The organism is Streptomyces sp. NPDC006458 (genome assembly GCF_040612135.1).
GTDB lineage: Bacteria > Actinomycetota > Actinomycetes > Streptomycetales > Streptomycetaceae > Streptomyces.
In genome coordinates this window covers 24338-42429 of sequence record NZ_JBEXPR010000001.1, presented here as the reverse complement: position 1 = coordinate 42429, position 18092 = coordinate 24338, and the positions used below count along the sequence as shown (strand labels likewise).

Annotated in this window: 14 protein-coding genes; 6 read left to right on the top strand and 8 right to left on the bottom strand. The window is 71.7% G+C overall.

Annotation, left to right across the window (positions count from 1 at the left end):
• Positions 1-2: 2 nt before the first annotated feature.
• A complete protein-coding gene (locus ABZZ79_RS00190; protein ID WP_356684788.1) occupies positions 3-1433 on the bottom strand; it encodes a glycosyltransferase family 39 protein in 1431 nt (476 codons plus the stop codon).
• A gap of 592 nt (positions 1434-2025) precedes the next feature.
• On the opposite strand from ABZZ79_RS00190, the gene ABZZ79_RS00185 reads away from it, so the two are divergent.
• Positions 2026-3252, top strand: a complete 1227-nt coding sequence (locus ABZZ79_RS00185; protein WP_356684787.1) for a glycosyltransferase — start codon at positions 2026-2028, stop codon at positions 3250-3252.
• Positions 3249-4445 carry a glycosyltransferase family 2 protein gene (locus ABZZ79_RS00180; protein WP_356684785.1) on the top strand — a complete coding sequence of 399 codons (1197 nt, stop codon included), beginning with the start codon at positions 3249-3251 and terminating at the stop codon, positions 4443-4445. Before ABZZ79_RS00185 ends, ABZZ79_RS00180 begins: the two co-directional genes overlap by 4 nt.
• 199 nt (positions 4446-4644) lie before the next feature.
• Here the strand turns inward: ABZZ79_RS00180 and ABZZ79_RS00175 are convergent, their stop codons facing one another.
• Positions 4645-6675, bottom strand: coding sequence for a thioredoxin domain-containing protein (locus tag ABZZ79_RS00175; RefSeq protein ID WP_356684784.1), 2031 nt, complete (start codon positions 6673-6675; stop codon positions 4645-4647).
• Positions 6676-6718: 43 nt separating this feature from the next.
• A complete protein-coding gene (locus tag ABZZ79_RS00170) occupies positions 6719-7270 on the bottom strand; it encodes a hypothetical protein (protein ID WP_356684782.1) in 552 nt (183 codons plus the stop codon).
• 349 nt (positions 7271-7619) lie between these two features.
• Between ABZZ79_RS00170 and ABZZ79_RS00165 the strand changes: the two genes are divergently transcribed.
• Positions 7620-10808 (top strand): tetratricopeptide repeat protein, encoded by a 3189-nt coding sequence (locus ABZZ79_RS00165; protein WP_356684780.1) that lies wholly within the window; start codon positions 7620-7622, stop codon positions 10806-10808.
• Positions 10809-11001: 193 nt separating this feature from the next.
• On the opposite strand, the gene ABZZ79_RS00160 is transcribed toward ABZZ79_RS00165, so the two are convergent.
• Together ABZZ79_RS00160 and mca are read right to left on the bottom strand one after the other, a co-directional pair.
• Positions 11002-11250, bottom strand: coding sequence for a hypothetical protein (locus tag ABZZ79_RS00160; RefSeq protein ID WP_356684778.1), 249 nt, complete (start codon positions 11248-11250; stop codon positions 11002-11004).
• Positions 11243-12103 (bottom strand): mycothiol conjugate amidase Mca, encoded by an 861-nt coding sequence (gene mca, locus ABZZ79_RS00155; protein ID WP_356685816.1) that lies wholly within the window; start codon positions 12101-12103, stop codon positions 11243-11245. Before mca ends, ABZZ79_RS00160 begins: the two co-directional genes overlap by 8 nt.
• A gap of 170 nt (positions 12104-12273) precedes the next feature.
• Between mca and ABZZ79_RS00150 the strand changes: the two genes are divergently transcribed.
• The gene (locus ABZZ79_RS00150; protein WP_356684776.1) at positions 12274-12672 is read left to right on the top strand and encodes a DUF4307 domain-containing protein; all 399 of its coding nucleotides are present in this window, start codon (positions 12274-12276) and stop codon (positions 12670-12672) included.
• A gap of 187 nt (positions 12673-12859) precedes the next feature.
• On the top strand, positions 12860-13360 hold the full coding sequence (gene greA, locus ABZZ79_RS00145; protein WP_356684774.1) for a transcription elongation factor GreA: 501 nt from the start codon (positions 12860-12862) through the stop codon (positions 13358-13360).
• A 140-nt stretch (positions 13361-13500) separates the two neighbouring features.
• On the opposite strand, the gene ABZZ79_RS00140 is transcribed toward greA, so the two are convergent.
• The 3 genes from ABZZ79_RS00140 to ilvA form a co-directional block, all read right to left on the bottom strand.
• Positions 13501-14346, bottom strand: coding sequence for an ABC transporter permease (locus tag ABZZ79_RS00140; RefSeq protein ID WP_356684772.1), 846 nt, complete (start codon positions 14344-14346; stop codon positions 13501-13503).
• Positions 14343-15365 (bottom strand): ATP-binding cassette domain-containing protein, encoded by a 1023-nt coding sequence (locus ABZZ79_RS00135; RefSeq protein ID WP_356684769.1) that lies wholly within the window; start codon positions 15363-15365, stop codon positions 14343-14345. The genes ABZZ79_RS00140 and ABZZ79_RS00135 overlap by 4 nt, the downstream gene beginning before the upstream one ends.
• Positions 15366-15872: 507 nt before the next feature.
• A complete protein-coding gene (gene ilvA, locus ABZZ79_RS00130; RefSeq protein ID WP_356684767.1) occupies positions 15873-17102 on the bottom strand; it encodes a threonine ammonia-lyase in 1230 nt (409 codons plus the stop codon).
• 163 nt (positions 17103-17265) lie between these two features.
• Here ilvA and ABZZ79_RS00125 point away from each other — a divergent pair, with 163 nt between their 5' ends.
• Positions 17266-17772, top strand: a complete 507-nt coding sequence (locus ABZZ79_RS00125) for a MarR family transcriptional regulator (RefSeq protein ID WP_356685814.1) — start codon at positions 17266-17268, stop codon at positions 17770-17772.
• Positions 17773-18092: the final 320 nt, after the last annotated feature.

Genomic DNA, 18092 nt, shown 5'->3' with positions numbered 1-18092 from the left:
GTTCACCCGTCGTTCTGGATGCGCAGGACGTCGATCCGGCCGCCGCCCTCGCCGAAGGTGGCGACGGGTGTGGCGTGCGCGAACAGGTCCCGCAGCGTGGGCAGATGCTGTCGCTCGCCGCGCAGCGCGGGCGTGGACACGACGTAGTCGATGTCCTTCCAGCCGTGCGGCAGCGTCTTGGTGACGGCCGGGTCCTGGTCCAGCTTGTAGTGCCAGATGACGCCCGTGCCCGGCCGGTACCCGGCGTCGACCGCGTCCAGCCACAGCACACCGTCGGTGACGAGCCGCACCTTCGCGCGGTCGCCGACCTCGGTGTCGTGCAGCCAGCGCGCGGCCTGGCGGTAGACGCCGTTGTCGTCGGCGGACATGGCCGCGCGGTCCCGGTCGTACCAGTGCGGGGCGACGAGTACGGCCCCGGCGGCGAGCGCGGCGACGGCCGCGGCCGGGCGCAGCCAGGCCCGCGGGGCGGGCAGCCGGGTGACGGCGGCCTGGACGAGCCCGGCGACGGTGAGTGCCAGGAACGGCAGGACCTGCACGATGTACATCTGCGGCAGATAGCCGCCGGGCCGCATCGCGACCAGGGCGAGGACCAGCACGGCGAGCGCGGCGGGCCGCAACTGCCGTACGGCCAGGGCGACAAGGGCCGCGACGGCCCCGCCGATCAGCAGATACGGGTCGCGGTCCAGCCAGTCGGTGAACAGCCGGTGCGCGTCGGTGCCGTCCTGGAACGCCGAGCCGCTGCCCTCGCGGCCGCCGAGCTGGAACTTCAGCGTGCCGAGCAGCGAGACGTGTCCCGCGCCGGGCAGCAGCTCGCCCTTGAGCAGGGCGTACAGCGGATAGAACAGCACGGTCAGCACGAAGCCGGAGCCGAAGCCCGCGAGGGAGAACTTTCGGGTGCTGGCGTGGCTGCCCTGCCACACGGCGACCACCAGCACGGGCAGCAGCACCGCGATGGTCTCCTTGGAGAGCACCGCCAGCGCGAAGGCGATGCCGGCGGCCACGTGGTGCCACAGATGGCGGCGCGGCGAGAGCGCGAGGGCGACGGAGACGAGGACCCACAGGACGGCGAAGTTGTCCAGGTAGATCTGCCGGTGCAGGACGACCGCTAGCGGGGAGAGCGCGTACAGCAGCGTCGCCGCCGCGGCGGTGGGCCGGGCGAGACCGAGGCGCCGGCCGATCACGTACAGCAGGACCATCGCCGCCGCGGCCACCGGCAGCATCGCGATGCGGCCCTGGACGTAGGCGGGCAGATCGGGCAGCAGCCAGTCGGGCGCCCAGGACATTCCGGCGAGCTGGATCCAGCCCAGCGGCGGGTGGTCGTACCAGTAGGTGTAATGCGCGAGTTCGCCGTGCCGAACGGCCCACGCCTGGGCGAGATACGTCCCCTCGTCGTCGTTGGGAAAGGGGAAATTGCCAATTCCGATTACTCTCACCAGAATGCCGACGGCGAGAACAGGTGCAACCCAGAAATAACCGCGCTGTAACACACTCCCGCGCGTGGAGCTGGTCCCGCCCGAATCCCCGGACACCGGCCGGAGAACGGAAGGAGAACCTTCGGAACGGTCGAGTTCGGCATCACGCGCACGGGCGTGCGGTATCACTGTCCCCATACGGAATCCCCCCACCCACTTCTGCACCCGACTCTCGCGGACCTCTCCCTTGAAACCCCCCGGAATCAGGCATGCCGATGCATCATGACACAGCTTTCGGCCAGGCATAAGCAGAACTTCAAGCTCCACTTGCGGTGGTGATCACCACCGCCGGGCCTCATTGCCGGGGAAATAACGAACCTGCTAGCTTTGTCCTGAAACTTACTCACGGACCTGCTTCGGCCATGCCCGAGAAACCGGTCCACGAAGATCACAATCGCCCACGGAAGTCGTGTCCCGCCGGGGGGCCGCAGACGGACACTGAACGTTCCGGGCGAGCGATTCGTACCACTGGTTTACACAGCAAGGATGACCAGAAAGACCGAGGGGGGAATTCGTGGTCTCCGTTGTGCTATTCATCGATTCCATCGTGCTCATGGCCGCCGCCGGCGTGACGCTGTGGTGGATGCTGCACGCCTGGCGCACGCCCGAGACACTGGAGTCGACGGCCTTCGCGGCACCCGACGGCCGCGCCGAACTGTCCTTCTCACTGCTGGTGCCGGCTCGCCACGAAGAAGCGGTCCTGCGGCACACGGTCGAGCAGATGCTGCGCATCGACCACCCGTCCTACGAGATCATCCTGATCGTCGGCCACGACGACCCGGGCACCTCCGCCATCGCCCATGAACTCGCCGCCGAGCACCCGGGCACCGTGCGCACGGTCGTCGACACCCACGAGAAGAAGAACAAGCCCCGCGCCCTCAACACCGCCTTGCCCTACGCCCGGGGCCAGGTCGTCGGGGTCTTCGACGCCGAGGACGTCGTGCACCCCGAGCTGCTCAGCCACGTCGACTTCGCCTTCCGCCGCGAGAGCGCCGACGTCGTCCAGGGCGGGGTCCAGCTGATCAACTACGAGAGCAGCTGGTACAGCCTGCGCAACTGCCTGGAGTACTTCTTCTGGTTCCGCAGCCGACTGCATCTGCACGCCCGCAAGGGATTCATCCCGCTCGGCGGCAATACGGTGTTCGTGCGATCGGATCTACTGCGTGAGACCGGCGGCTGGGACGGCAACTGCCTCGCCGAGGACTGCGACCTCGGCGTACGGCTGTCCTCCGGCGGTGCCAAGGTCGTCGTCGCCTACCACTCCGCGCTGGTCACCCGCGAGGAGACCCCCGACTCCATCAAGGCGCTCTACAAGCAGCGCACCCGCTGGAACCAGGGCTTTCTCCAGGTGCTGCGCAAGGGCGAGTGGCGCCGGCTGCCCGGCCTGGGCCAGCGGCTGCTCGCCCGCTACACCCTCAGCACCCCGTTCGTGCAGGCCGCGACCGGCGTGATGATCCCTCTCGGCATCCTCTTCGCCGTCATCGGCGGTGTGCCGCTGCCGTTCTCGATGTTCGCCTGGCTGCCCATGCTGCCGATGGCGGCGATGATCGTCTTCGAGGCCGTCGCGCTGCACGACTTCGGCCGTGAGTACGGCTTCCGGATCGGCTTCGGCCACTACGCCAAGCTGATCCTCGGCGGCCCCGTCTACGCCGTCATCCTCGCCGCCGCGGCCCTGCGCGCGGTCTGGCGCGAGTACACCGGCCGCCGCGACTGGGAGCTGACCTCCCACGTCGGCGCCCACCTCGCCCAGCAGACGCCCCAGCCCCAGGAGGCACGATGACGGCGCCGCCCGCCGATGTGTCCGTCGTCGTCCCCACCTTCAACGAATCCGGCAACATCCGCGAACTGCTCACCCGCATCGGCGCCGCGATCCCGGCCGGCATGCGCGCCGAGGTCGTCTTCGCCGACGACTCCACGGACGACACCTGCCAGGTCGTCGAGGAGGCGTCCGCCGACTGCCCCCTGCCCGTGATCCTGCACCACCGGGATGTCCCCGAGGGCGGCCTGGGCGGCGCGGTCGTCGAGGGCATCGAGCGCGCGTCCGGCAGGTGGATCGTCGTCATCGACGCCGACCTCCAGCACCCGCCGGAGCTGATCCCCGCCCTCGTGGCCCGGGGCGAGGCGACCGGCGCCGAACTCGTCGTGGCCAGCCGGTACGCGGCCGGCGGCGACCGCACCGGCCTGGACGGCGGCTACCGCAGACTGGTCTCCAGCGCCTCCACGCTGGTCACCAAGTCCCTCTTCCCGCGCGCCCTGAGCGGGCTGACCGACCCGATGAGCGGCTTCTTCGCGATCCGGCGCAGCGCCGTCGAGCGGGGCTCGGCCGGAACCGAGCCGGAGGAGGGCCTCCAGCCGCTCGGCTACAAGATCCTCCTCGAACTCGCCGTACGCTGCCGTCCGCGCGGTATCGCCGAGGTGCCGTACTCGTTCGGCGAGCGGCATGCCGGGGAGTCCAAGTCGACCGCCCGCGAGGGGCTGCGCTTCCTGCGCCACCTCGTCACCCTGCGCACCGCCGACCCCCGGGCCCGCGCGGTCGTGTTCGGCCTGATCGGCCTGTCCGGCTTCGTCCCCAACCTGCTGCTGCTCTGGCTGCTCACCCGCTGGGGCCTCTACTACACCCCGGCCGAGATCGTCGCCAACCAGGCCGGGCTGCTGTGGAACTTCGCGCTGATCGATTCCTTCGTCTACCGCAACCAGCGGCGCCACCACCATCGCGCCGTACGGCTGCTGTCGTTCGCGGCGGTGGGCAACGCCGACCTCGTCGCCCGCATCCCGCTCGGCGCCCTGCTGATGAGCTCGGCGGGCATGGCCCCGGTGGCGGCGACCGCGCTGGCGATGGCCGTCGTGTTCACCGCGCGGTTCCTGGTCGTGGACCGGCTGCTGTACCAGCGTCTGAGCGGGCGTCAGGCGGAGCCCGCCAGGGTGCCCGCGCCCGAGCCGGTGGTGGATCGCGTGCCGGATCCACTGGGCTGACGGGCAGTCGCACGAGCCGGGCCCGAGGCGTGACGGCGCGCCTCGGACCCGGCTTTTCCGTGTCGGCCCGGTCTCCCGTCCGGCGCAGCCCGGTCTCCCGTCTGGCGCGGCCCGGTCTCCCGTCTGGCGTGGCCCGGTCTCCCGTCTGGCGTGGCCCGGTCTCCCGTCCGGCGCAGCCCGGCCTCCCGTCCGGCGCGGTTCAGGGGGTGAGCTTCTCCCGCAGGGCCGCCTCGTCCGTCACGGGCAGGTCGCACACGAAGTTCCGGCAGACGTACGCCGTCGGCGCACCGCCCAGCAGGGTGCGGTCGGCCAGCAGGGGGAACTCGTCACTGCCGACCGTGCCGTACGCCACGACGGCGCCCGGCGCGGTGGACAGCAGCGCGGTGCGGTGCAGGGCGCGCGCGGCCGGGTCGTCGGCCGAGGGCCCGACCACGGCGACCTCCCGCGGTCCGTCCAGCAGCGCCTCGGCCACGGCCAGCCCCCAGCCGATGAACCGGGGCACCCGCGGGCCGAGCGCCTTGACCACGCCCAACGCCCGCTCGGCGGCGGCCCGGTGGGGCTCGGCCCCGGTGTGCGCGGAGTAGCTCAGCAGGGCGCCCGCGGCCGCCGACCAGCCGGAGGGGGCGGCATTGTCGGTGGGGTCCTGCGGCCGGCGGATCAGCCGCTCGGCGTCGGCGGCCGTGTCGTACAGCGCGCCCGAACCCTCGTCCACGAACCGGGCCAGCACATGGCCGAGCAGCAGCCCGGCGAACTCCAGCCAGACGCCCTCACCCGTCACCGAGGCTAGCGCGAGGAAGCCCTCGGCGACATCGGCGTAGTCCTCCAGCACCCCGGCGTTCGCGCCGACCCGGCCGTCCTTGCTGGTCCGGGCGAGCCTGCCGTGGTCGTCCAGGTGGACCCGGACGAGCAGATCCGCGGCGGCGACCGCGGCCTCGACCAGGTCCGGCCGGTCGAAGCAGGCCCCGGTCTCGGCGAGCGCGGCGACGGCCAGCCCGTTCCAGGCGGCGACGACCTTGTCGTCCCGGCCGGGAGCGGGGCGCTCGGCACGGGCGGCCAGCAGACGGGCCCTGACCGACGCGATCCGCTCGGCGTCGAACACATGCTCCTGCTGCGGGAGTTGCAGCACCGAGGAGCCCTCCTCGAAGGTGCCCTCCTCGGTCACACCGAAGTGCTGGGCGGCGAGGCCGGCGTCGTCCCCCAGCACCTCGGCGAGCTGCGCGGGCGTCCACACGTAGTAGGCGCCCTCCACGTGCCTGCCGCTGCCGTCGTCGCTGTCGGCGTCGAGCGCGGAGGCGAACCCGCCCTCGGGGGTGCGCAGTTCACGCACCAGGAAGTCGGCCGTCTCCAGGGCCACGCGCCGGGCGAGCTCGGACCCGTCGGCACGCCAGAGGTGGGTGTAGACGCGGCACAGCAGCGCGTTGTCGTACAGCATCTTCTCGAAGTGCGGAACGACCCACTCCCGGTCCACGGAGTAACGGGCGAAGCCGCCCCCGAGCTGGTCGTAGAGACCGCCCCGGGCCATCCGCTCACAGGTGTCCCGCGCCATCTGCAGGGCGCCCTCGGCGCCGGTCCGGGCGTGGTGGCGCAGCAGGAACTCGATCACCATGGACGGGGGGAACTTCGGCGCCCCTCCGAAGCCGCCGCGCCGCGCGTCGTACTCCCGGGTCAGCCCGAGCAGCGCCTGCGCCAGCTCCTGCTCGCCCGGCGCCTCGGTCCCGCCGAAGTCCATCTCCCGCCCGGCGAGGTCCCGCACGATCTTCCCGGCGACCTCGGCGACCTCGTCCCGCCGCTCGGTCCAGGCCTGCCGGACGCCTTCCAGCACCTGCCGGAAGGACGGCATGCCGTGCCGCGGGGCGGGCGGGAAGTACGTCCCGAAGTAGAACGGCTCCCCCTCGGGCGTGAGGAACACCGTCATCGGCCAGCCGCCCTGCCCGGTCGCCGCCTGCACGGCCTCCATGTAGACGGCGTCGACGTCGGGGCGCTCCTCGCGGTCGACCTTGACGCTCACGAAGTGCTCGTTGAGGTAGTCGGCGGTCGCCTGGTCCTCGAAGGACTCGTGCGCCATGACATGGCACCAGTGGCAGCTGGAGTACCCGACGCTGAGCAGCACCGGCCGGCCGCTCCTGCGCGCCTCCTCGAACGCCTCGTCCGACCAGGGCCACCAGTCGACCGGGTTGTCGGCGTGCTGGAGAAGATAGGGGGACGTCTCATGGGCCAGTCGATTGGGCATGGGTCCATCCTGCCCCAGTGCCCCCACCCCGGACGTCAGGCGGCTACCACCTGGTGACCTCAAGTTGCGCGACACCGGCGGGCGGAGCGGTGACCACCTTGAGATACACGGTGGCGCCCTGGTCGGTCTGGAGGCAGTACGCGCCGCCGCGCTGCGACGTCAGGACGTATGTGCCGTTGCGCTCCACGCTCTCGGCGCACTCGTCGGCCGTCGGGTCGGCACCCGATCCGGGCCACTGGGCCAGCCTCGCGGCGGAGCCGGGCACGAACAGATCCGGAGGGCCACCCGTCGACGATCCGATGATGACGTCCCCGCCCTTGGGGGCGCCGTTCGCGACGACCAGCGGCTCGCCCGGCGTGTCGAAGTCGATGTACGACCCCGAGTTCGTCGTATCGGCCTCGATCTTCTTGTGCTCGTACACCGGCTGGGGCGGTTCGGCGCCCTGCGCGGGCTCGCTCTGCTGCCCGGCGGGCGGGTTCGCGCCGGTGGACCGCGGCGCGGCCGACGACCGGGTGGCGGGCGGCGCGCCCTCGTCGCCGGCGTCGTCGGACGAGCCCGGCCTGCCCACCATGATCGTGACCACGATGCCCACCACGGGAATCACGATGCCGACGACCCACCAGGCCCAGCGGGGCGGATGCGGCTGATGCGGTGGCTGTGGCGGGGGCGGAGGCGGTGGCTGGTACGGCTGATGCGGTCCCGGCGGCGGACTCCTGAATGAGCCGTTGTCCGCGGACATGTGCCACCCCGTCTTCCCGTCGATGCCGTCTGTCGTGACGATGACGGCGATCACCATAGCCACCCCGGCGGTCGCGCACACCAACACGGCTCTTCCCGCGCCCAGTTGTGTGCCCGACGTGCAGGAGCCCGCCCGCCCCCTCGCCCCGGCGGTCCGTCCGCAGCACACTTGGCCCGACAGCGCTGCCGCAGGAGGGGGACGTGGCATGAGGGACGGTCATCGGGCGGAGGCCGAACGGCTGTTGGTACGAGCCGTGGAGGAGGAGATACGGCGATCGGGGGGCCGCGGCGACGGCACGGCACTGCTGGCACGCGCGCGGGGCGCCTTGGACGACATGGCGGCGGCAGCGGCCGAGGAGTACGACGCCTACGTACGGGCGGTGGAGGAGTCGGAGGCCGGGCGGCTCTCGTTCTCGCAGCGCTACGCCCGTGCGGGCGGCGGGGCTCCGCTGCTGGTGGCGGCCGTGGCGGCGGGAGCCGCGGTGGTGGCCGACCTGGCGCTCGGGACCGGGGCCGGGACCGCGCTGGGCGCGGGCGCGGCGGTGGGGGTGGCCGGGGCCGCGGCGACGGTCGTGAGGGTGGCCGGGTCGCATCTGCCGGCCGCGCACCGGCAGGCGGGGGCCGCCGCGCAGCCCGGCGGGCGGGAGGCGCTGCGGCTGCAGTGGCTGACCGCGCTGGAGGTGCGCGGGATCAGACCCTACCTGGACCAGCAGCGGATGCTGGCGGCGCGGACGGGCACCAAGAAGGCGGCGCCCAGGCTGCTGGGCCAGGACAAGAGCGGCGCGGCCCGCATCCGCAGGGCGCTGGAGCAGTCGTTCGGTCAACTCCCCGAACCCTCGGGGCCGTTCGCCGGGCGGCGGGAGGAACTGGCCCGCATCCGGCAGTGGGTGCAGGCCGCCCGCGCCCACACCAGCACCCGGCCGACGGTGGTCGTGCTGTACGGGGCGTCCGGCAGCGGCCGTTCGACGCTGGCGGTGCGGGCGGCGCACGATCTGCGGGACCAGTTCCGCGGGGCGTGCCTGGTGGATCTGCGCGGCGACAGCCCGCAGGAACCGCCGCTGCCGACCCGGGACGCCCTGCTGCATCTGCTGAACCGGCTGGGCGCGCCGCGCGAGCAGCTGCTCTTCCGGGAGCGCTCGTCGGCGGACCAGCAGCTCAAGCGGCTCAGCGAGCTGTACCACCAGCATCTGACGGGCGTGCCCGTCACCGTCGTGCTCGACGACGCCTCCGACCCGGAGCAGGTGCGCACGCTCGTCCCCGAGCGTTCCGACAGCCTGGTGCTGGTGACCGCGCGGGAGCCGCTGGAGCTGTCGGCGGACGTGTCGGCCTGGGTGCACCAGCTGCCCGTGGAGCCGCTGGAGGCGGACGGCGTGGAGGAACTGCTGGGCACGCGGGACGGGCCGTACGACGCGGAGGCCGCCGAGCGGATCCGGACGCTGTGCGGCGGGCTGCCGCTCGCGCTGCGGATCGCCGGGTCGTCGCTGGGAGCGCGGTCGGCGAAGACACTGGCCGCGGACCTCGGGGCGTACGGCCCCGTCGAGCCGGTCCAGCGGGCGCTGTGGCTGCGCTACACCGACCAGTCGGACACCGCCCGCAGCCTGCTGCGGCGGCTCGCCCTCGCGGGACGCACCTCGCTGGGCGCGGCGGCCGCCGCCTCCCTGCTGGCCACCGACGAGGCCGAGGCGACCCGGCATCTCGTCGCCCTGTCCCAGGCGGGCCTGCTCGACCATGTCCGCGGCGACCGCTACCGGCTGCACGACCTCGTACGGGCCTTCGCGCACGCCCGGCTGCTGGACGAGGAGGACCCGGCCGAGCGGACGGCGGCGCAGGAGCGGCTGATCGTCAACTACGCCGACCTCGCCGACTCGGTGCTGCGCCTGGTCGACGGCAACATGTCCACGCGCTCGGACCGCTTCGGACCGCACGGCTTCACCTCGCTGGACGAGGCGCTGCGCTGGCTGGACGACGAGTCCAGCTTCATCACCGCCACGCTGCGGCACGCCGAGGGCGTGAACCAGGCGGCCGTACTCAACCTGCTCGGCGCCCTGTGCGACTACTGCCTGCTGCGCGGCGACCTGTACCGGCTGGGCGAGATCAACGAGCTGGCGCAGGCCGTGGACCAGGGGCTGCTGATCCGCTCCGTGCAGTGGCGTACCGGCATCGCGGCCCGGCAGCTGGGCGAGCTGGACCGGGCGCGCACCACACTGACGTCGGTCGTCGACCTGTACCGCGAGGCGCATCACGAGGCCGGCGCGGCACGTGCCCTGTGCTCGCTGGGGATCACCCTGCACCACCAGGGAGCTCTGACCGAGGCGGCGGCGAAGCTGCGGGAGGCGCTGGACCTCCAGGCCGCGCCCCAGCTGGCCACGGACCGGGCCTGGACGATGCACGCGCTGGCGGCGGTCGAACGCGACCGCGCGCATCTCGCCGAGGCCCTGGACCTGCTGAACCGCTCGCTGGAACTGCACCGCGCGGGCGAGTCCGTGCACGGCGAGGCCTGGGCGCACTACCAGCTCGGTCAGCTGCGGCTGCGGCTCGGCGACGTACCGCACGCGGAGTCGGAGCTGCGCCGAGCCCTGGAGCTGTACGGCAGAACGCGGGACGCCCGCGGTGAGGCGTGGGCGCTCACCCAGCTCGCGCGGGCCCGGCTGGTGGCGGGCGACGCAGCACCGGCCGCCGAGGCACTGGGCCGGGCGGAGGCCCGCCACCGGGAGAACGAGGACGCCCGCGGTGTGGCCTGGACCCTGTACTACCTGGGCCAGGCACTGGAGGAGTCCGGCGACCTGGACCGCGCGGTGCGGGCCCTGGAACGCTCACGCACCATGTTCTCCCGCATGCGGGACGTCTACGGCCTCGCCTGCGCCCGCCACCACTCGGCCCGGGTGACCCGCGACCAGCGCGCCGCGCAGACCGGCTCGCTGCGCAACTCCGGCTTCGCCCGCCAGCTCCTGGTGGACGCCCGCGCCGACTTTCAGCGGATCGGGGTCGCCCACGGCGAGGCGTGGACCTGCCTGGAGCTGGCCGTCGTGGACGCCGGCAACGCGCGCACCGCCCAGGCGCTCGCCCTGTGCGACGAGGCCATCGGCCTCTTCGCCGGCTACGGCGACCGCCGCGGCGAGGACTGGGCCCGCTTCCTGCGCTGCACGCTCCTGCCGTACGCGGCCCCCGGCGGCCTCGACGTCGGCACCGCGGTCGCCCAGGAGGAGCTCACCCAGCTGTCCCGCGGCGGCCATCCTCTGCGCGACGAGAAGCTGGAGGACTTCGTCGAGGCTTTCCAGCTGCTGCTGGAACGCGGTGTGACCCTGGAGGCGGGGTGGCAGGCCTGGCGCCTGCGGATGGTCCCGGACCGGCATGCGCGTGAGGTGATGGGGGTGGCCGCGGGGGCGGGGTCGTAAGGGCGGTGTCGTGGGGGGTGTCGTGGGGGTGAGGCGAGGCGGTGGCGTGGGGGTGGTGTCCCGGCGGGGCCGCTTCTGCCCTACGGCGACGGCCGGCCGGACAGCCCGGCGGGCGGCTCGGCGGGACCGGGGACGCGGTGACGCGAGGTCTCCCGCCCGGGGTCGCCGAGCCGCGGTGGCGGCGGGCGGAGGGTCAGCCCTTGGCGGGTGAGGCCTCGCCCGCACCCGAGGAGGCGGGGGTCTCCGCCTCCGGGTCGGGGGTCTCCTTGAAGTCGACCTTGCCCATGTGGCGGTTCATCGACTTCATCAGGCCCCACACGGCCAGGGCCATCACCGCGAAGACGATGAAGCCGAGGACGCCGGGGGTCACCTTGTCCTTGTCGAGTTCCTTGGCGAGGGGGACGAGGTGGGTCAGTGCCAGGCTTGCGGTCATGTCAGGCATTGTCGCGGATGCCCGCGAAGAGGTCGTCCTCGGGGAGGGAGGTGTCCACGAGCGACTTGGCGAGCTCGTACTCCTCCGTCGGCCAGACCTCCTTCTGGATCTCCATCGGCACCTTGAACCAGCCGCCGTCGGGGTCGATCTGCGTGGCGTGCGCGATCAGCGCCTTGTCACGGATCTCATAGAACTCGGCGCACGGAACATGCGTGGTCAGAGTGCGCTCGGCACGCTGGAACTCGTCCCAGCGCTTGAGCCACTCCCCGTACGGCGACTCCAGCCCGCGGTCCAGCATCGCGTGGTGCAGCGCCTCGGTCCGCGGCCGGTTGAAGCCCTGGTTGTAGTAGAGCTTGAGCGGCTGGTACAGCGGCCCGAACTCCGACTCCGGGTACTTCTCGGCGTCCGCCGCCCCCTCGAACGCCACCATCGAGATCTTGTGGGTCATGATGTGGTCGGGGTGCGGATATCCGCCGTTCTCGTCATAGGTGGTGATCACCTGGGGACGGAAGGAACGGATCTTCTTCACCAGTTCCCCGGCCGCCTTGTCCACGTCCTCCAGGGCGAAGCAGCCCTCGGGCAGCGGCGGCAGCGGGTCGCCCTCGGGCAGGCCCGAGTCGACGAAGCCGAGCCATTCCTGCTGCACGCCGAGAATCTCGCGGGCCTCGTCCATCTCTTTCTTGCGTACCTCGTGGATGTGCTCCTCGACGTACTTGTCGCCCTGCAGCTTCGGATTGAGGATGGACCCGCGCTCGCCGCCCGTGCAGGTCACGACCAGCACGTCCACCCCCTCGGACACGTACTTGGCCATGGTGGCCGCACCCTTGCTGGACTCGTCGTCAGGGTGGGCATGGACGGCCATCAGTCGCAGCTGGTCAGTCAAGACACAATCCTCAAGTCGAAGTCGGCGCCCTCGGTGCGTCGGCGCGATCGGCGGCTTCTATAGTGACCGAATCGGGGGGCGAATAATTCCGGCTCCGGGCCCCGGAGCCCCTTTCGGGACATACGTCCCGCACTGCCGAGAGGACGATCATGAGTACGGCGAGTACGCGAGTGCCCGAGGGCCGTTACGGCCGCTCCTCGGACGAGCGCGCCGACCGCACACTCAAGGTCGTCGGCATCACACTGGGCGTCGCACTGCTGGCCGGGGTGGGCTGGTTCGGCTACCACCATGTGGTGAGCACCGACATCAGCGCCGAAGTGATCAGCTTCCAGGCCGAGGACAAGCGGGTCCAGGTGCATCTGGAGGTGCGCAAGGACTCCGGCGCCACCGGGTACTGCACGGTCCGCTCCCAGGCCCCGGACGGCTCCGAGGTCGGCCGGGCCGACTTCCGCTTCGACGGCTCGGCCACACGGATCGACCAGGTCGTCACCCTCCGTACGACGTCCCGGGGCACGACCGCCGAGCTGGTCGGCTGTCACGAGGACTGACGTCAACCGACCGCTGCCACCACGCATCGGAATACGCGACGCTGACCTGCGTTGACGGGATTTTGGTGACTTATGTCCTCCCCCTTCCGCCGCTGAATTGTTAGGCTCGTGGTTTCGCCCACTCGTGAAGGAACATTCTTCTGGGTAGGGCGATGCTTTGTATTCCCAGTACCGACGAGGAGCACCTGTGACCCAGACCAGCGAGAACGTCACCTGGCTGACCCAGGAGGCGTACAACAAGCTCAAGGACGAGCTTGCGCACCTTACTGGTCCTGCGCGCACGGAGATCGCCGCCAAGATCGCGGCTGCGCGCGAGGAGGGCGACCTGCGCGAGAACGGCGGGTACCACGCGGCCAAGGAGGAGCAGGGCAAGCAGGAGCTTCGTGTGCGCCAGCTGACCCAGCTTCTGGAGAACGCCCAGGTGGGCGAGGCCTCGTCCTCGGCGGACGGCACCGTGGGCCCCGGCATGGTCGTGACGATCGCCTTCGACGGTGACGAGGACGACACGCTGACCTTCCTGCTCGCCTCCCGCGAGTACGCCAGCGCCGACATCGAGACCTACTCTCCGCAGTCGCCGCTCGGCTCCGGGGTGATCGGTCACAAGGTCGGCGAGGACGCGGACTACGAGCTGCCCAACGGCAAGAAGGCCTCCGTGCGGATCCTCAAGGCCGAGCCCTACCAGAACTGACCCACCACAGCCTTTCCGGCGGGCCCCCGGTGTCCTTCGCGGCACCGGGGGCTTTGTCGTGCCGTGCCGTGCGCGGCCCGGTCAGGCCGAGCCGCGCACGGCCGCTCCCGGCCCGGGCAGCGGCCGTGCGCCGGCCGGACTCAGGCGGAGGCGGAGCGGTACTTGCGGACGGCCAGGGTGCGGAACAGGACGATGATCAGCACCGAGTAGATCAGCGAGGCCCACACCGGGTGCTCCATCGGCCAGGCGGTCGAGTCGGACACCCCGGGATTGCCGAAGAGCACCCGGCAGGCCTGGACCGTGGCACTGAACGGGTTCCAGTCGGCCACGTGCTGCAGCCAGGGCGTCATCTGGCTGGAGTCCACGAAGGCGTTCGAGATGAACGTGACCGGGAACAGCCAGATCAGTCCGCCGGAGGTGGCCGCCTCGGGCGTGCCCACGGACAGGCCGATCAGCGCGCCGACCCAGGTGAACGCGTACCCGAGCAGGAGCAGCAGACCGAAGGCGCCGAGCACCTCGCCGAGGCTGGCGTGGGTGCGCCAGCCGACCAGCAGGGCGACTATCGCCAGGACGAACAGGGTGAGAGCCGTCTGCACCAGGTCGGCGAGGGTCCGCCCGGTGAGCACCGCGCCGCGCGCCATGGGCAGCGAGCGGAAGCGGTCTATCAGGCCCTTGTGCATGTCGTCGGCGATGCCCGCGCCGGCTCCGGCGGTGGAGAAGGTGACGGTCTGGGCGAAGATGCCGGCCATCAGGAACTCGCGGTACACGGAGGGTTCCGTGGTGCCGCCGATGTTCATGGAGCCGCCGAAGACATAGCTGAACAGCACCACGAACATGACGGGCTGGATCAGCCCGAAGATGATCATCTCCGGGATGCGCGTCATGCGGATCAGGTTGCGCTTGGCGACGACGAGCGAGTCCCGGATCGACTGGACCACAGGGTTGCGGCTCGGCGCGACGGGTACGGCGTCGGTGACGGCGCTCACTGGCCGCCCTCCATTCTGGGGGTGCGGGAGCGGGCGTCGGCGGGGGCGCCCTTGCCGTTCTCGTCGTTCTCGGGCTTGGTCTCGGCCGTGTGTCCCGTCAGCGACAGGAACACGTCGTCGAGGGTGGGGCGGCGCAGACCGATGTCGTCGAGCTCGATGCCTCGCGCGTCGAGCTCGCGGATGACCTCGGCGAGCAGCTTGGCGCCGCCAGTGACGGGCACCGTGAGCTTGCGGGTGTGGTCCTCGACGTTGGTGTCGCCCTTGCCGAAGCCGGTGAGCACCTCGGAGGCGGCGCGTATGTCCTCGCGGTTGTGCACGACGACCTCGACGCGCTCGCCGCCGGTGCGGGCCTTGAGCTCGTCGGAGGTGCCGCGGGCGATGACCCGGCCGTGGTCGACGACCGCGATGTCGTGCGCGAGGTGGTCGGCCTCCTCCAGATACTGCGTGGTCAGCAGCAGGGTGGTGCCGCCGGAGACGAGTTGCTTGATGACCCCCCACAACTGCTGGCGGTTGCGCGGGTCGAGGCCGGTCGTCGGCTCGTCCATGAACATCACGGGCGGAGACACCACGAGTGCCGCGGCCAGGTCGAGTCGGCGCCGCATGCCGCCGGAGTAGGTCTTGGCGGTGCGGTCGGCGGCCTCGGTCAGGTTGAACTGTGCGAGCAGCTCCTCGGCGCGGGCCTTCGCTGCCTTGGCCCTCATCTGGTAGAGCTGGCCGACCATCTGCAGGTTCTCGCGGCCGGTGAGCAGCTCGTCGACCGCCGCGAACTGGCCGGACAGGCCGATCGAGCGGCGGACCTCGTTGGGGTGCTTGAGCACGTCGAGGCCGGCGACGATCGCCCGGCCGCTGTCGGGGCGCAGCAGTGTCGTGAGACAGCGGACCGTCGTGGTCTTGCCCGCGCCGTTGGGCCCGAGCAGGCCGAGGACAGTGCCCTCGGGGACATCGAGGTCGACGCCGTCCAGTGCCCGTACCTCCCCGAAGGTCTTCACCAGACCTTCGGCATGAATGGCGCCTGGCATATGAGTCTCCACATTGTTGAGGATGCTTCGGAAAGCCTAGATTCGTGCTCTTCGTTCCTGCTCGGGATTTATCGAGACCGTCGGAGTGCGGCCATCTTCGTCGTGACCCGGCGGAGCGTGGCCACGGCCATACCGTATCGCGATGTATCGCGATGCTCAATGGGCTTACTTCGAACGGGTGATGCCCGGAGCCACGGCCTCGGGCGACACCCGCGCACACCTCAGCCGACGACCGTGAACGCCCGGCCGATGAGCCGTGAACAGCACGGCGGGTGATGGCGGGTTGAAGGGTCGGGTTCCGGCCTCCACCGTCGGTCGCCGGACCTCGGACGGTGTCAGCGACGTGTCAGGTTCGGCGGCTCTCCGTCAGTCGCGGGACAGGGACGCGGCCGACGGCGGGTCGCGGACGTGACCGGCCGCCGGGACGGGGACCTGTGGGTCGCCGGGTCGCGGACGTGTCGGTCGAGGTCGCTCGGTTCGCCCGCCGCGGGCGGCGGGCAGGGCGGCTCAGCCGATGACCGTGTACCCGGCCTCGCGCAGCGCCTGGCCGACCTCCGCGCAGTGGGCGGGCCCCTTCGTCTCCAGATGCAGATCCACCTCCGCCTCCGTGAGCCCGAGTCGGGGATCGGTCCGTACATGGCCCACGTCGAGCACGTTAACGTCGACCACTGACAACACCCCCAGCAGCGTCGCGAGCGCCCCCGGCCGGTCGGTCAGCCGCAGCCGAACCGCCAGGTAGCGGCCCTGCGCGGCCATGCCGTGCCGCAGCACCCGCTGGAGCAGCACCGGGTCGACGTTGCCGCCGGACAGCACCGCGACCACCGGTCCCTCGAAGGCCCCCGGGTCGCTGAGCAGCGCGGCGACCGGGCTGGCCCCGGCCGGTTCCACGAGGAGCTTGGCCCGCTCCAGGCACAGCAGCAGCGCGGTCGCCAGCTCGTCCTCGGTGACCGTGCGCACCTCGTCCACGTACTCGCTGACCAGGGCGAACGGCACGTCACCGGGCCGTCCCACCCTGATCCCGTCGGCCATCGTCACCGGGCTCGACACCACGACCGGATGCCCCGCCGCCAGCGAGGGCGGGTAGGCGGCCGCGCCCTCCGCCTGTACACCGACGATCCTCACGTCGGGCCGCAGCCCCTTCACCGCGACCCCGATGCCCGCGGCGAGACCGCCCCCGCCGATGCCGACGACGACCGTGCGCACCTCGGGGCACTGCTCCAGGATCTCCAGACCCACAGTGCCCTGACCTGTGATGATGTCCGGGTGGTCGAAGGGGTGGATGAGGACCGCGCCCGTCTCACGGGCGTACTCCTGCGCCGCCGCGAGCGACTCGTCGACGACCTGGCCGTGCAGCCGCACCTCGGCGCCGTAGTCGCGGGTGGCGCTGATCTTGGGCAGAGGCGCGCCGTTGGGCATGAACACGGTCGCCCGCACTCCCAGCAGGGAGGACGCCAGCGCGACACCCTGCGCGTGGTTGCCCGCGCTCGCCGCCACCACACCGGCGGCCCGCTCCTCGGGCAGCAGGCCGGCGATCCGGACGTAGGCGCCGCGCAGCTTGAACGAGCCTGTCCTCTGGAGGTTCTCGCACTTGAGGTGGACGGGCGCCCCCACCAGCCGGCTGAGATACCGGCTGCCCTCCATCGCGGTCACCCGCGCCACCCCCGCGAGCATCTTCCGCGCCCCGCGCACGTCGTCGAGGGTGACCGGCGGCAGGGGATCGGCCTTGAGGTGGTTCATGACGCAAGTCTCGCAGTTCACCCCCGTCGATCACGGCTGTGACCAACCTCCGAGACCGGATTGCGCGGGCCCGGTACGGCCCGTCCCCCATCCGCGTACTCTGTCCCCCAACTCAGCCGCCCTTTCATGAAGTGAGCCTCCGGCCATGCCCACAACACCTGACATGTCGATGGACATGACGACCGTCGGTGACACCGGCCTTCTCGACTCTCTGCAGCACGAGGTGGCGGTATTCGCCCGCCGTGCCGAACAGACCCGGCTCGGCGGGGTCGGGCAGCTGCGCAACTCCATGGATCGTGCCGCCTACCTGCTGCTCAATCGGCTCGACAAGGAGGGCCCGATGGGCGTGAAGGCGCTCGCCGCGAGCATGGGGATCGACTCCTCCACGGTCACCCGGCAGGTGGCGCCGCTCGTCGACACCGGGCTCGTCAAGCGCACCTCGCACCCCGACGACGGCCGTGCCGTGGTGCTCCAGCTGTCCCCGCGCGGGCTGTCGCGGCTGGCCGAAGTGCGCTCCTCGCGGCGTCAGTTGATGGACGATCTGACACACGACTGGGCGCCCCAGGAGCGCGAGGCGTTCTGCACGCTCCTCACACGCTTCAATGACGCCCTGTCCGCCCGCATGTCCACGGCGGGGATGCCGGGCCAGGACCCGGCGACGGCCACCTGACCGCGACGACACCACGACCGGGGCGCCCGCGCGCAGACCGCCTGCACGCCGACCGCAGGGAGCAGTCCGTACGCGGGCCCCGCCTCTCCCGCCGCCCGGGAGCCGCTCACAAGAAGCCGCACCCGCGCGGGCCGCTCACACGAGGGCCGCACCCGCCAGGGGCCGCCTGCACGAGGGCCGCACCCACCGGGGGGAGCCGCTCACACGAGGGCCGCACCCACCCGGGGCCGCCTGCACGAGGGCCGCACCCACCGGGGGGAGCCGCTCACACGAGGGCCGCACCCACCCGGGGCCGCCTGCACGAGGGCCGCACCCACCGG